The sequence below is a fragment of the Methanosphaera sp. genome, assembly GCF_016282985.1.
GTDB lineage: Archaea > Methanobacteriota > Methanobacteria > Methanobacteriales > Methanobacteriaceae > Methanosphaera.
Window position 1 is genome coordinate 1 of sequence record NZ_JAEELZ010000093.1, and the last position, 13,917, is coordinate 13,917.

Here is a 13,917-nt window from a genome sequence, read left to right on the forward strand (position 1 = left end):
CCAGACATGATAACAAATAAAAGGGGAACTGATAACTAATATAAAACCCATAATCAAATAAATATAATAATAAACAAAAAAATGTCAAAATGATAAAAAGTATTACAAAAACAAATAAAAAGATAATTTTGTCAGATACTCTTCCTATAAAAAAAGTTTAAAAAGTATTTTTAATATAGATATTATTAACGATATACAAAAAATATAGACTAATTTAACTGGGGCTAAACATAATATGAACAAGGAAGACATACCACCAATTACATCAGACATTTACATTATTTTATCTTGTTATAACGAAGAGGAAACATTAGAAGAAGTAGTAACTGGATTAGTGGAACGTGGATTTAAAGTTATAATAGTTGATGACGGGTCTAAAGACAATAGTCCTGTCATTGCAAGACAATTAGTTAAAAAATTTAATCCAAATGTTTACCATTACAGACACATTATAAATGTAGGATTAGGTGGAGCAATTAAAACGGGTATTCAGGCTGCTCTAAGCAAAGGTGCCGATATAATGATTACCTTTGATGCTGATGGCCAACACAACCCTGATGATTTATATAATATATATCCACCATTACAAGAAGGTAAGGCAGATGTTGTTATAGCTGCCCGTGATTTTGATGATATGCCTACAGGTAGACGTTTTGGTAATACTGTAATGAATTACATTACTTTCTTATTCCAGGGAAAAATGGTAAAAGATTCACAGTCAGGACTAAGAGGATTCACCAATAAAGCAGCACGTCAACTTAATTTAAAAAGTCCCCACTATGGAGTAAGTAGTGAAATAATTGGTGAAATAAATCGTAAACATTTAAAACTATTGGAAGTTCCTATGACCACCATTTATGATGAACGTACCATTCAAAAAGGAACAAACACTATTGTTGGAATAAAAATTGTTTTAGAGTTTATTAATGAAACTCTGAAAAAATAAGGTGGAAGTAAAATGTTAACTTATCAGATTATATTACTGTTACTTAGTATAATTGGCATTGCATTAGGTATCTTTAGATATAGAAACGAATCATTCAGCAATAGCGTATTTGCATTATGGACATTCGTATGGATAATAATAATAATCGTAACACTATTTCCAGCAATTACAACACACTTTGCTAACTTATTTGGTATTGGTCGTGGTTTAGATAGTGTTTATATTGTTTCTATATTGTTCCTTTTCTACATAGTTTTTAAATTATATAATAAAATAGAACAACAGAAGAAAAGAATAAACGAACTTGTTAGTCAATTAACCCTCAAGGAAAATGAAGAATAATTATTCTTCAATATTTTTTTTAAATAAAGATTATATAACCTGTTTTAATTTTTTTTTATATATAATAAGATAAGAAATGTATTTCTTTAAGGTATTATTACAATATCCTTATATTTTCTTTTGCTTCAAAAAATTGCTTTTCTACAAACATTAATAGTAAATAAATTACATAATATATATAGAATAAATTAATATTATAATATAATATTTTCACAGGTTTTAAAACAAAGGAGGAGAAATAATGTTCCCAGGTGGCAAAATAAGTCCAAAACAACTAAAACAAATGGAAAAGAAAATGAAACAAATGGGTATGAACATGAAAGAACTTGAAGGAGTCGAACAAGTAGTTATTACCCTCAAAGACAAAGAAATTGTTATTAAAGATGCAGAAGTCAGTATCATGAAAGCTATGGGTACTGAAACTTACCAAATATCAGGTAATGCAGAAGAAAGAATTAAAGGTGCAGACACTGAAGATGCTTCAGAAGTTGAAATTTCAGAAGACGACATTGATTTAGTAGCTTCACAAACTGGAAAATCAAAAGAAGAAGCAGAAAATGCATTAAAAGAAGCTAATGGTGACTTAGCTGAAGCTATTATGAGATTATCATAATACTGAAGTATACCCAACATTAATATTAGAAAAAATATAGTGTGTTCTTAGTAAAAAATCAGAAATATTTTAAATTCTTAAGATTAACAAAAGATTATTATCAATTAAAAAGGTATAAAACGATTGTAAATCATTAAAAATACAAGATAAAAGAAATTTTGAAATAAATAAATACTAAGAAAACTATATTAAATATTAGAAAATAATGAACAGAGAATAAAAAAATAAAAGAAAAAAGGTGATCTTTTGAAAATAATTGTTGACGGGTCAAATGTTGCTTACTACGGACAACAACCCGATGAAGAAACAGGTAAAGTAACACCAAGTCTTAAAACATTAAAAGTAGCTATAAGTACGCTTGAAAAATTAGGACACGAACCAATTGTATTATCAGATGCACCATTAAGACATGAAATTGATGATAAAGATGGCTTTAATGAAATGATCCAAAATGAAGAAGTATTTCCTGTACCGGCAGGTACTATAGCTGATCATTACATTTTAAACTTAGCATATGAAGAAGATGCTAAAATATTATCCAATGATTTCTTTAGAGATTATCAGGATGAATTCCAAGATATAAACAGTAGAAGATTACCGTACAGGGTTAAAAATGGTAGATTCCAAATAGGAAAACCAGCACCACCTAAAAAAGTAAAAAACTTACTACAAAAAATCTGTTCTAAATCTTTAAATGAATTTGAAACAAGAGGATTTGATGTATATAAGTCAAAGAAAAACAGAAAATTCTCAGGATTAGCCGTAGCACAAGAAGCAATTAATAGAGTAAATAAAGAAGAAGATAATGCAATAGATTCAAAATTAGAAAACATCTTTATGAAAGTTCCTATCTTAAATAAAATGGTAAGCTTTGTTGATGATGATGTTGAAGAAGCAGATTTCTTAATATTTGTATTAGTTAATCCAAAAGACTACAAAGAAGCTGTTAAAAATGCAGGAACTATTGCAGTAACTGTTAGAAACAAACTTAACTTAGATCATTCACCATTAGTAGCTGTAAGAAATGATTTATTCACAAGACCTGGAACCTTCGAATTAAACATAATTTACTCAGATGAAGTATTAGAAGAATCACCATTTAATTTAAATATCATAATTAACGATTCTGATTATTCATTCATTAAACATAATTCAAGAAATATTGCAAGTACTATGGCAGCTAGATTAGGAACATGGAAATTCCCGATTGTATCTGTTAAACCAAGTATGCTTATGGAAAAACCAGGACAGTTCGAAATATCTATAGAACGTGGAGGAAGAAGATAAAATGGCTTTTAATAATCTAATGAAAAGATTATTCAGCCAACTTCTTCATAAACGAGTTATAAGTATAGGAACAAGTTATTTTGCAACAAATGAATTAGAAACAGATTATGTTTCTTTAATTAATCTTACTAAAACTATGTTGGTTGAAATAAAACCGGCAGAGATAAACAGTAAAACAATATTTGCAAATTTAGAACAGGAAATTGACCAAAGAGATTTACCTCAAAACAGGAAATTCATTGAAATTAAACCTGCAGAAGATGAAGTAAATGAATTTGCATTATTAAGTAACATCATTATGGGTAATGACCGTTACTTGTATGTGGAATTATTTAAACCATCTCCTATCATGGAAACATTTGCTCAAATGATTCTTAAAGCAAATGGTGAAATAATAGAAAAAGGTAAAACCGAACTTGTTTCTAGAATGCCCTCCAAAAAAGAAGGAATAAGAGTTGCAATAAGACTTATTTCTTTAGGTATGCAAAATGGGTGTAATGTTAGAGCAGCAGTGGGAATGACTGGTGCAGCATCCATTGAACGTGCAATTGACATGAATATGGAAATTGGACCTACAAGTGGAGTGGGCTTCACAAAACTTGGTGGAGAATATGGAGTAATCTTTGAAACAATTCCAACTTTAGAACGAGTAGATTTAACTCCAATGCAAATAGATAACTTCATGTACATAGATGCTAAAGATTCAACAGGATTTATTTCTAAATATGGTAAAGATAAACTAATTGAAATAATGAATGACATCAATGCATATATTGCTAATGAAAGTGAAGGGAAAATTGAAGGATATCGTGTTGGTGGAGATGATTTAATCATTAACTTCCCAAATAAAGAAATTGCTTTAAAAACGGGATTGGACTGTGCATGGTATGCTATGAATAATGGATTAAACCTAAGGGTAGGTATAGGAAAAAGTAGAAGAGAAGCTGGTGAAAACGCACATTTAAGTGACCAATTAAAAATTTACGATGATACTCCTGTTATTGTCTTTGACTTAGCAAATGGTAAGTATGGATATTACATACCATCAGAGTTTACAAGAAGTGCTTTGGACTTTATTACAAATAAAAGTTCTTTATTAATAGGTGTCTTCTTATTTGTTTTCATCGTTACAATGATTGGATGGAATACTGGTAATGCATGGTTAGGATTTGTTGCATTGTTATTTGCATTATTAGTTGTTACAATTGCTAGTTAAGGAGGGAAAATATATGAATGGTGAAACAAAATCAAAAATTCTATTAATTTTAGTAGTAGGACTTGCCGCTTTAGCCTGTGGAACAATAGTATCAGCATTTGTACATATAGACCTCCCACAAGAAAGTTTACTTGATGATTTAGAAGAATTAGAAAATGACACCGTGTTATCTATAAATGACTCAAATGTAACTCAAAACTATACAAAAACTACGACAAAAAAATCTAGTTCAAACAATTATAAAAAATCTAGTTCATCTAGTAATAATAGTGATTCCTCAAGTAGTTCAAGTGATTCCTCAAGTAGCTCTAGTGGAAGCGGTTCTTCATCAGGCAGTAGTAGTTCCGGTTCTTCCTCTTCTGGAAGTTCTGGTGGAAGTTCACCACACACCAGTAGTGGTGGATCACAATCAGGTGGAAGTGGATCAAGCCAACAGTCTACAAGATAAATATAAACTAGATTTAATATTTTGAATAATTAATCTCCTCTTATATTTTTTTAGAATATTAATTTTTTTTAGGAAATAAGAATATGAAAATTTTAGATAATGGAATTTGTGCAATTGATTCTGTGAAAGTTAGTGGATACAGAGAAGGTAAATACGGTGTGACCATCATTTATCATGAAAATTCTACAGCCGTTGGAGTATACACTACAAACCAAGTTTATGCAGCACCAATTGACATTACAAGAAAACATATAGCAAATGGTAATATTTCTGCCATAATTGTTAATAGTGGAAATGCGAATTGTTACACTAAAGAAGATGGAATAAAGAAAGGATTGGAATTAGCACAGCTAGTTGCTGATAGTTTAAATATTCCTGTTGAAGATGTAGCTGTAGCCAGCACCGGTGTTATTGGTAGACAAATGCCTATGGAGATTTTAAAACCGGTTGCTGAAAAATCATTATCACAATTAGATAATAACAGAGAATCAGCAAATAATGCTGCAGATGCCATTCTTACTACTGATACTGTACGAAAAGAATGTGCGGTTGAACACAAATTGAAGGATGGAACTGTATTTAAAGTTGCAGGTATTTGTAAAGGTTCAGGTATGATTGCACCTAATATGGGAACTATGTTAGGATTTATTACAACCGACTTAAAAGTACCTCAGGAATGTTTACAGGAAGCTTTAAACAAAAGTATCAAAAAATCATTCAACATGGTTGTTGTTGATGGTGATGAAAGTACTAACGATACTGTTTTACTATTAAGTACCAATGATGTTGAAGGTGAAATAGATGATAATTTCCAAGAAGCATTAGATTACGTATGTACCAGTCTTGCAAAACAAATTGCCCGAGATGGTGAAGGAGCAGATAAGTTTATGGAAGTTATTGCCAGTGGAGCTAAAACTGAAGATGATGCAATAAGTTTATCAAAAAGTATAGTTTCTTCAAGTCTTGTAAAAACTGCATTAGCTGGTGCAGATCCAAATTGGGGAAGAATTATTAGTGCAATGGGATATTCTGGTGTAGAATTTGATCCGGAAAATGTTTCAATTAGTATAGGAAATAGAGACAAAGATGTTGTAATTGTAGATAAAGGTTTTGTCACAACTTATGATAAACCAGAATTACTTGAAGAAGCTGAAAGCATAATGAAAGAAAAAACTGTCATAATCAAAGTGGATGTGCATGATGGAAATTATAATGCTACTGCATACGGTTGTGACTTAACATGTGAATATGTACATATTAATGCAGATTATACGACATAGGAGGAATAAAAATGGTAGACTATGAACCAATAGACATTAGTAATGTATTAATAGAAGCTTTACCTTATATTAAAAAATTTCATAATAAAAAGATAATGATTAAGTATGGTGGACATGCTATGATAGATCAACATGCAATGAGTTCAACAGCAAGAGACACCGTCCTTTTAAAATATGTGGGAATGCAACCATTAGTTGTTCATGGAGGAGGTCCGGATATATCCAGAGCAATGGATAAAATGGGTAAAACTCCAAAATTCGTTGGTGGACTAAGAGTTACCGATTCTGAAACCATGGATATTGTTAAAATGGTTCTTATTGGTAAAATTAACATAGACATAGTATCAAAAATAGGTTTACATGGTGGAAAAAGCATAGGTATTTCAGGAAAAGATGATTTCCTAATAGAAGCTTCAAAAAGAGATTTAACAAAAATTCAACAAGAGGATGGTGAAATACTTGAAGTTGATTTAGGATATGTTGGAAAAATTAATAAAATCAATAGTAATTTAATTGATGTGTTAACTCAAGAAAATTATATACCTGTTATTGCACCATTAGGTACTGATGAATCAGGAAATACATTGAATCTTAATGCAGATACCGTTGCAGGTAGTCTTGCTTCCGATATTAATGCTGAAAAACTTGTTGTTTTAACTGATGTTCCAGGTATTTTAACAGATCCTGATGACCCTGAAAGTATTATAAGAAGAATACATGTTGATGAATTAAAAGAACTAGTTAAAGAGGGTATCATTACTGGTGGTATGATTCCTAAGGTTGAAACTTGTATTAATGCTGTTGAAAATGGTGTTAAAACCGCCCATATTCTTGATGGTAGAATTGAACATTCCATATTATTAGAAATTTTCACAAAAGATGGTATCGGTACTATGGTACGTGAATAATTAATTCGATTAACCTCCTTTTTTTATTTAATTATTTTTTAAGATTGTTATGAAATCTGTAGAATTAACTGATAATGAAATTAATCGTTTTTTAAATTTAACAAAAGAATATAAACATGAAAAACCCCATCAATATGAACATACACGTATTAAAGATGGAAAAATTGTTTTTATTTTGTATAATTCAAAAAAGTTAGTTTATAATGACAATGCTGAATGTTATGATTTGTTAAGTAAGATACTTGAAGATAAAGAATATTACTCCAATCACACCAAACAATATACTGAAAATAATAATAAAAATACTGTGAGTTTTCTTGAAAACTATGAATTTACTATAGGTTCTGATGAAACTGGTAAGGGTGAATGGTATGGACCATTAGTTATTACTGCTGTATGTACATCACATGAAGAAAATTTAAAGTTAAAAGAAATTGGTGTAACAGACAGCAAAAAATTATCCCGGAAAAATATTTTGGATTTGTACTGTGAGATTGAAAAATTAAATATTAAACAGGAAAGCATAGTTTTAACACCATTTAGTTATAATAAATTATATGCTAAGTTTAAAAGTGAAGGAAAAAATTTAAACCATTTATTAGCTTATCTTCATTCAAAAGTCATTACAAATCTTCTAAGCCAAATTAACACAACAAATGTTCTTGTAATTATTGATAAATTTGATTATAAGAAAATGAACGAATATCTTGATGTGAATAAAAATATTAAAATTATTCAAGAAACAAATGGTGAAAGATTCATTCCTGTTGCAACCAGCAGTATTATTGCTAAGTATCATTATGAAAAAAGATTAAAAGATATAGAAAAAAGATATAATATTAACCTTAGAAAAACTAAACCAAAAGATATTGATAAAAATATCATAGATAAAGTTGCAAAAGTACATTTTAAAAATGTAAAAAAATATTCAGATTAAAAAAAAAATAGGAGAAATATAAATGAGTAAAATAGATGTTGCAATTATTGGAGCTAGTGGATATACCGGTGGAGAATTAATGAGATTACTTTCAAGACATAACAATGTAAACATTAAATATGTTACAAGTCGTAAAAATGAAGGAGAATATGTTAGTGAACTTCACCCAAATCTTGAAACATTAGATCTAAAATTTTCCAACCCGGATCCAAAGGATATTGATGCTGATTTAGTATTCAGTGCTCTTCCTCATGGTGCATCAATGAAACTAGTGCCTGAATACTTAAATAATGATTCCAGAGTTATAGATTTAAGTGGAGATTTCAGATTTAAAGATATTGAAACTTACGAAAAATGGTATCATAAGGAACATTTACATCCAGAATTAAATGCTGTATTTGGTTCACCTGAAATTAACAGAGAACTAATTAAAGATGCAGACCTTATTGCAAACCCTGGTTGTTTTGTTACCGGAGCAATTCTTTCCAGCCTCCCTATTGTTGAAAATGAATTGGTTGATAGAATAATTTTAGACAGTAAAACTGGAGTTAGTGGTGCTGGAGTAAATCCATCAGCAACTACACACTATCCAACCTGTACTGACAATGTAAAACCGTATTCCATTTCAAATCATAGACATACTCCTGAAATTAGAGAACAATTGAATAATTTTGGTTCAGGTAATGTAAAAATATCATTTACACCACACTTAGTACCGGTTATTAGAGGTATCATTACAACAAACCACAGCTTCCTTTTAAAGGATGATGTAACTGCTGAAGATGTTTATTCATTATACTCTGAATATTATAAAGATGAACCGTTTGTACAGGTTCTAAAAGATAACAAAGTACCACTTCTTGCAAGCGTTCGTGGTTCCAATAACTGTCAAATTGGTGGTATCTCATTAGATGATATGGATCATTTAGTTATTGTATCTGCTATTGACAACCTTGTTAAAGGTGCTTCCGGCCAGGCTATCCAAAATATGAACATCATGTTCGGATTTGATGAAACTGAAGGATTGAAAGAAGTAGGGTTATATCCTTAGGAAGTTTTAATATGGATTTAATTATATTTTATTCAAGAACAAACAATACTAAGGAAGTTGCAGAATTAATTGCTGAAGAAAAAAATGCAGAACTTCTAGAAATTAAAGATAAAAAAAGTAGATCAGGGCCACTTGGTTATGTTATAGGAGCTATTGATTCTTTTCGAGGAAAAAAAACTGGAATTAACTATGAAAAAAATGATTTAAGCAAATATGATACTGTTTACATAGGTACTCCTGTTTGGGCTTCAAAACCTACTCCAGCTATAGTTCAATTTATCGAGGAAAATGATTTTTCCGGAACCAATGTTGTTACTTTTGCAACATTTATGGGAAGTGGTGGTGAAGCAACAATTACCGCCATGAATAATAGGATTAAAGATAAAGGCGGTAAGATTAAACGTTCTTTTGCTTTTAGGATGACTGGAAACGATAAGAAACAGTTAGTTCAAGAAGCTTTAAACGATGATTAAACTCTTTTTTATATTTTTTTTATTTTTAACTACATATTTTATAAAATACTTTGAAAAATAAATCCAATTTTATTTTAAATCAATGATTTTTTATTTTTGATTAAATAAGTTTAAATAAATTTATTTTTATAGAATATATTAAAGAAATTTAAGTCATGTAAATTTTTATGGTGTATTATATGAGAAGTTTAGTTGTTTTTTACACAAGATCAGGAAATACGGGATTAGTCGCACATACCATTAAAAGAGAAATAAAATCCCATATTAAAGAAATAACCGATTATACAACACAAAGAACCGTTTTTGACTATATGTTCACAAGTTTAATCGATTCAGCAAGTATAAATCCTAGAAAAATAGACATAGATTACTACGAAACCATTTTTATTGGAACTCCCATATGGTTAGGAAGCATTACTCCTGCAATAAAAAAAATTATAGATAATACCGATTTCAAAAATAAGAATGTAGTACTGTTTAATACTATGAAAATTGGTGGTAGCCATAATGCAATGAACAAAATGGCTAAACTGGTACGAAAACAAAACGGAAATGTAGTCGGAGCATTTTCTATAAGAACAAACTGTTCCGATTTGGAAATTATGAGTCGTACACGTGAAGCACTAAATGATTTAAATTTAACTTAAAATGGCGAAAAATATGTCTTCTATAATAATCTTCTCATCAAACAAAAAAACCAAATTTATATCCCAAATTATTCAAGAAAAAATTGAAGCTGAAATAGTTGAAATTAAAGACTTGAATAAAAAAACTGGTATCCTAGGAAATATTAAAAATAATTATAATGCACTTCGCTCAAATAATACTGACATTTATCCTGAAACAATTGATTTAAATGGTTATGATTTAATTATCGTTGGAAGTCCCTCCACATTTGGTGGAATATCACCCTCAATATCTACATTCATAGAAAATAATTCATTTAAAAATAAAAAAGTAGTGATATTTACCACCACCAATTCAAGACAGGGTTATGATGTTTTAAAACATATGAAAAAGAAAATCGAAAATAACGGTGGAATAATTTTAAACTCGTTTATTATGAGAGTCAATAACAAAAGTGAAAATGAAATAAAAATCAACACATTAAAAATCATTAAAGAGTTAGATCTGGATTTATATTCGTAATCTCCCATACTATCTTTTTTTAAAGCATAACCCCCATTCATCAAAATTATTATCTTTAAAATTTTTTTCTAACAAAATACTTTTTTATTAAATAATACGAAAAATTACTTTAATATTAAATATCGTAAAAAATATAAATAATAGCATAATAAATGAAAATTTAAAAAAATGAATAATTTATTTTGATGATTTATTTCATCAGATAACATAGGAGAACATGAGATGGTAGATGTAATCACATATATTACAAGAAAATCTCATAAGCCTTTAATTATAATTCCCGTGTTACTAATGATTTTATCATTATTATACCTTGGAATCTTTGGATTAAATGAAGGTGTTGATTTAAAAGGTGGAACATTAGTAACATTAGAATTAAAAGAACCTATGTCTGAAGTAGAAGTAACAAACATTATTTCTGGAGAATTGGGAATACATGACGTGAAAACTTCCCTATCAGGAAACACGGCAACAGTTACAATATCAGGTGATGTTGATCAAGCCCAATTTGAACAGAAATTTTCGGATAGATTCAATATCATGAGCTTTAAAAGTGTAGGAGCTCTTTTAAGTAAAGCTGCTATGGAACAAATTGCGTATGCACTCATATTCGCATTCCTTTTTATGGCCATTACAGTATTTTATGTATTTAGAGATCCTGTACCATCATTAGCTATTATCCTTTCAGCAGTATGTAACTTATCAATTGCTGTGGGTAGTATGTCAGTATTTGGAATACCACTCTCTGTAGCTAGTGTAGGTGCATTACTGATGCTTATAGGGTATGGAGTAGACACAGATATCCTTCTTACAACACGTTTACTTAAACGTAAAGATGGAGATCTTGATGATAGAGCAGAAGGTGCTTGTAAAACAGGAATAACCCTTACAATTACAGCACTAGCCTCAATGATTGTACTATTTATAGTAGTAAAAATATTCATACCTTCAGCTCAAGTATTAGCAGACATATCAGCAGTTCTTATAATGGGATTACTCTCAGATTTATTATCCACATGGCTTATGAACTTAGGAATTCTTAAATGGCATATGGAAAGGGGTGGTCACAATTAATCAAGCCACCAAACAATTTTTAAAACGACCTAGAACAATACTGCTTATAGTATTATTACTGATTAGTGTAATATCCATAGGCATATTTGGTCTTCAGGAAGGTCTTGATTTAGCTGGAGGTTCAATGATACAGTTACATCTTGAAGAACCAGTAGATCAGGATACAATGAATACAGTAACCGCAGTTCTTGATAAAAGGTTAAATGCATTTGGTATAAGTGATGTTCAAGTAAGACAAAGTGGTAGTCAAGATGTTATCGTTGAAATAGCGGGAGTACAACCCGAAGAAGTAGAACGTATTATTAGTACACCAGGTAAGTTCGAAGCAAAAATTAATAACAAAACAGCTTTAACCGGTGCAGATATTACAACAGTTTCTGCTGCAGAAGTAACAGGAACAAGATGGAAAGTACCATTTAGTGTATCAACAGAAGCTGCAAATAAATTTGCAGAAGTTGCTAAAGGACAAGCTGGTGCTGAAGTACAAATGTACCTTGATGACAAATTGATTTCTTCACCACAACTCGATGCAGGATTAGCAAACGGTGTAGGTTCAACAGATATAGAAGTATCTGGAGGAGAACAAACCAAAGAACAAGCACAAACTCAAGCAAATGAGATCCATACAGTATTAGAATCTGGTGCATTACCTGTAAAACTATCAATCAGTGGTGTAAACAGTGTATCAGCCGAATTAGGTTCACAGTTTGAAACCGGTTCATTGATTGCAGGTTTACTAGCTTTAATTGCAATAGTAATCATTGTATCATTAAAATATAAATCACCATCATTAGTACTTCCAATTGTTGTAACAAGTTTATCAGAACTTGTACTCATCCTTGGATTTGCATCATTAATCCATTGGAACTTGGACTTATCTGCTATTGCGGGTATGATTGCAACAATAGGTACTGGTGTAGACGATCAAATCGTTATGACTGATGAAGTATTAGCACGACGTGATAAAAGTAACAGAAAAAATATTGTTAAAACAAGAATTAAAGATGCATTTTTCATAGTGTATGCATCTGCAGGAACACTTATTGCAGCTATGCTTCCATTAGCATATATCGGATTTGCTAGAGGTGCAACAGGTATTGGTATGCTTACTGGTTTTGCAGTAACTACTGTAGTTGGGGTTCTAATTGGTATATTCATTACAAGACCTGTGTTTGCTGATTATATGGAAACATTCCTTGTAAGAAATCCAAGAGAAGAGATTAACATTAGTAAATCTTCAGAATCCAAACCTAAAAAGAACAAAAAGAAAGGAAGAAAAACAATCGCTCGTGAAGAAGCTGAAAAAGCTAAAAAAAGACGATAATTCTTCTTTTAACTTTTTTTTAAAAAAATAAAAAGTTTATATTTAATCTTATTAAACAGTCTTTTTTTTAATCAAAAATAAATAGTAAAAAATACTTAAACTATATTATGATAAACAAAGATCATCCAAGATATCAATCATTACTTTATAGAGAAAAAATTGTAGAAGCCCATAAAAAGGGTATACTTGCAGATTCAGGTATGATTGCTCATGGTAGAGGCGAAACTTTCGATTATCTTATAGGAGAAAAAACGACCGACAATTCTAAAAAAACCATTGAAGTGGCTGCTTGTTACTTTTTAACTAGAAAAAGACCCGTATTATCTGTAAATGGTAATACAACAGCATTAGTTTCAGAAGAGATTGCAGAATTATCCAAAATATTAGACATACCTGTTGAAATTAATCTTTATTATAGAACACCTGAAAGAATTAAAAATATTGAAGCGGTTTATAAAAAATTAGGTGTTAAAGAAATTTTAGGTACTGATGATGATGATTTTATAGACACACCTGATTTAAACGGTCCTAGAAGTCCAGTGAGTATTGAAGGTATTAATAAAGCAGACTTAATTTTCATCCCATTAGAAGATGGTGATAGGGCAGAAAAATTAGCTGCACTTAAAAAAGATATTGTAAACGTTGATTTGAATCCATTATCAAGGACTGCGATTACTTCAACAGTAACAATTGTAGATAATATAGTCAGAGCAATGCCTCTTTTAATTGAATACGTGAACAAATACGCCGAATGTGATAAAGATATTCTTCTAGAAAAAATTAAAAACTATGATAATAGAAAAAATTTAGATAACGCTATCCATGACATTTTAAAAAGATTTGAATAGAAAAAAAAGTTAAAAAAGCTG

16 protein-coding genes are annotated in these 13,917 nt (G+C 30.1%); all 16 read left to right on the forward strand.

The window, feature by feature from the left end; translation table 11 throughout:
• Positions 1-235: 235 nt before the first annotated feature.
• The 16 genes from QZZ11_RS05840 (at position 236) to QZZ11_RS05915 (ending at position 13,896) form a co-directional block, all read left to right on the forward strand.
• On the forward strand, positions 236-946 hold the full coding sequence (locus tag QZZ11_RS05840; RefSeq protein WP_292474398.1) for a glycosyltransferase family 2 protein: 711 nt from the start codon (positions 236-238) through the stop codon (positions 944-946).
• A 12-nt stretch (positions 947-958) separates the two neighbouring features.
• A complete protein-coding gene (locus QZZ11_RS05845; protein WP_292474400.1) occupies positions 959-1,288 on the forward strand; it encodes a DUF2304 family protein in 330 nt (109 codons plus the stop codon).
• A gap of 241 nt (positions 1,289-1,529) precedes the next feature.
• The gene (locus QZZ11_RS05850; protein WP_292474402.1) at positions 1,530-1,901 is read left to right on the forward strand and encodes a nascent polypeptide-associated complex protein; all 372 of its coding nucleotides are present in this window, start codon (positions 1,530-1,532) and stop codon (positions 1,899-1,901) included.
• 246 nt (positions 1,902-2,147) lie between these two features.
• The gene (locus QZZ11_RS05855) at positions 2,148-3,188 is read left to right on the forward strand and encodes a Zc3h12a-like ribonuclease (protein ID WP_292474403.1); all 1,041 of its coding nucleotides are present in this window, start codon (positions 2,148-2,150) and stop codon (positions 3,186-3,188) included.
• A 1-nt stretch (position 3,189) separates the two neighbouring features.
• Positions 3,190-4,404, forward strand: a complete 1,215-nt coding sequence (locus QZZ11_RS05860) for a hypothetical protein (protein WP_292474405.1) — start codon at positions 3,190-3,192, stop codon at positions 4,402-4,404.
• 13 nt (positions 4,405-4,417) lie between these two features.
• Positions 4,418-4,852, forward strand: a complete 435-nt coding sequence (locus QZZ11_RS05865; RefSeq protein WP_292474407.1) for a hypothetical protein — start codon at positions 4,418-4,420, stop codon at positions 4,850-4,852.
• Positions 4,853-4,935: 83 nt separating this feature from the next.
• Complete coding sequence (gene argJ, locus QZZ11_RS05870; RefSeq protein ID WP_292474409.1) at positions 4,936-6,132, forward strand: bifunctional ornithine acetyltransferase/N-acetylglutamate synthase; 1,197 nt, start codon at positions 4,936-4,938, stop codon at positions 6,130-6,132.
• A gap of 29 nt (positions 6,133-6,161) precedes the next feature.
• Positions 6,162-7,040, forward strand: coding sequence for an acetylglutamate kinase (gene argB / locus QZZ11_RS05875; RefSeq protein WP_292474458.1), 879 nt, complete (start codon positions 6,162-6,164; stop codon positions 7,038-7,040).
• Between the two features lie 49 nt (positions 7,041-7,089).
• Positions 7,090-7,977: a hypothetical protein gene (locus QZZ11_RS05880; protein ID WP_292474410.1), complete on the forward strand. Its 888-nt coding sequence runs from the start codon at positions 7,090-7,092 to the stop codon at positions 7,975-7,977.
• A gap of 22 nt (positions 7,978-7,999) precedes the next feature.
• A complete protein-coding gene (gene argC / locus QZZ11_RS05885) occupies positions 8,000-9,028 on the forward strand; it encodes an N-acetyl-gamma-glutamyl-phosphate reductase (RefSeq protein WP_292474412.1) in 1,029 nt (342 codons plus the stop codon).
• Positions 9,029-9,039: 11 nt separating this feature from the next.
• The gene (locus QZZ11_RS05890) at positions 9,040-9,501 is read left to right on the forward strand and encodes a flavodoxin (protein WP_292474414.1); all 462 of its coding nucleotides are present in this window, start codon (positions 9,040-9,042) and stop codon (positions 9,499-9,501) included.
• Positions 9,502-9,680: 179 nt separating this feature from the next.
• Positions 9,681-10,148, forward strand: a complete 468-nt coding sequence (locus QZZ11_RS05895; RefSeq protein ID WP_292474416.1) for a flavodoxin — start codon at positions 9,681-9,683, stop codon at positions 10,146-10,148.
• A gap of 13 nt (positions 10,149-10,161) precedes the next feature.
• Positions 10,162-10,650 carry an NAD(P)H-dependent oxidoreductase gene (locus QZZ11_RS05900; protein WP_292474418.1) on the forward strand — a complete coding sequence of 163 codons (489 nt, stop codon included), beginning with the start codon at positions 10,162-10,164 and terminating at the stop codon, positions 10,648-10,650.
• Positions 10,651-10,872: 222 nt separating this feature from the next.
• The gene (locus QZZ11_RS05905) at positions 10,873-11,724 is read left to right on the forward strand and encodes a protein translocase subunit SecF (RefSeq protein ID WP_292474420.1); all 852 of its coding nucleotides are present in this window, start codon (positions 10,873-10,875) and stop codon (positions 11,722-11,724) included.
• The gene (locus QZZ11_RS05910) at positions 11,711-13,048 is read left to right on the forward strand and encodes a preprotein translocase subunit SecD (protein ID WP_292474422.1); all 1,338 of its coding nucleotides are present in this window, start codon (positions 11,711-11,713) and stop codon (positions 13,046-13,048) included. The genes QZZ11_RS05905 and QZZ11_RS05910 overlap by 14 nt, the downstream gene beginning before the upstream one ends.
• A 107-nt stretch (positions 13,049-13,155) precedes the next feature.
• Positions 13,156-13,896 (forward strand): phosphopantothenate/pantothenate synthetase, encoded by a 741-nt coding sequence (locus QZZ11_RS05915; protein ID WP_292474423.1) that lies wholly within the window; start codon positions 13,156-13,158, stop codon positions 13,894-13,896.
• Positions 13,897-13,917: the final 21 nt, after the last annotated feature.

What these genes read in the sequence shown, in the direction of transcription:
- QZZ11_RS05840 (WP_292474398.1), top strand. Translation starts at nt 236, where the DNA reads ATGAACAAGGAAGACATACCACCAATTACATCAGACATTTACATTATT.
- QZZ11_RS05845 (WP_292474400.1), top strand. Translation starts at nt 959, where the DNA reads ATGTTAACTTATCAGATTATATTACTGTTACTTAGTATAATTGGCATT.
- QZZ11_RS05850 (WP_292474402.1), top strand. Translation starts at nt 1,530, where the DNA reads ATGTTCCCAGGTGGCAAAATAAGTCCAAAACAACTAAAACAAATGGAA.
- QZZ11_RS05860 (WP_292474405.1), top strand. Translation starts at nt 3,190, where the DNA reads ATGGCTTTTAATAATCTAATGAAAAGATTATTCAGCCAACTTCTTCAT.
- QZZ11_RS05865 (WP_292474407.1), top strand. Translation starts at nt 4,418, where the DNA reads ATGAATGGTGAAACAAAATCAAAAATTCTATTAATTTTAGTAGTAGGA.
- argJ (WP_292474409.1), top strand. Translation starts at nt 4,936, where the DNA reads ATGAAAATTTTAGATAATGGAATTTGTGCAATTGATTCTGTGAAAGTT.
- QZZ11_RS05880 (WP_292474410.1), top strand. Translation starts at nt 7,090, where the DNA reads ATGAAATCTGTAGAATTAACTGATAATGAAATTAATCGTTTTTTAAAT.
- argC (WP_292474412.1), top strand. Translation starts at nt 8,000, where the DNA reads ATGAGTAAAATAGATGTTGCAATTATTGGAGCTAGTGGATATACCGGT.
- QZZ11_RS05890 (WP_292474414.1), top strand. Translation starts at nt 9,040, where the DNA reads ATGGATTTAATTATATTTTATTCAAGAACAAACAATACTAAGGAAGTT.
- QZZ11_RS05895 (WP_292474416.1), top strand. Translation starts at nt 9,681, where the DNA reads ATGAGAAGTTTAGTTGTTTTTTACACAAGATCAGGAAATACGGGATTA.
- QZZ11_RS05900 (WP_292474418.1), top strand. Translation starts at nt 10,162, where the DNA reads ATGTCTTCTATAATAATCTTCTCATCAAACAAAAAAACCAAATTTATA.
- QZZ11_RS05905 (WP_292474420.1), top strand. Translation starts at nt 10,873, where the DNA reads ATGGTAGATGTAATCACATATATTACAAGAAAATCTCATAAGCCTTTA.
- QZZ11_RS05915 (WP_292474423.1), top strand. Translation starts at nt 13,156, where the DNA reads ATGATAAACAAAGATCATCCAAGATATCAATCATTACTTTATAGAGAA.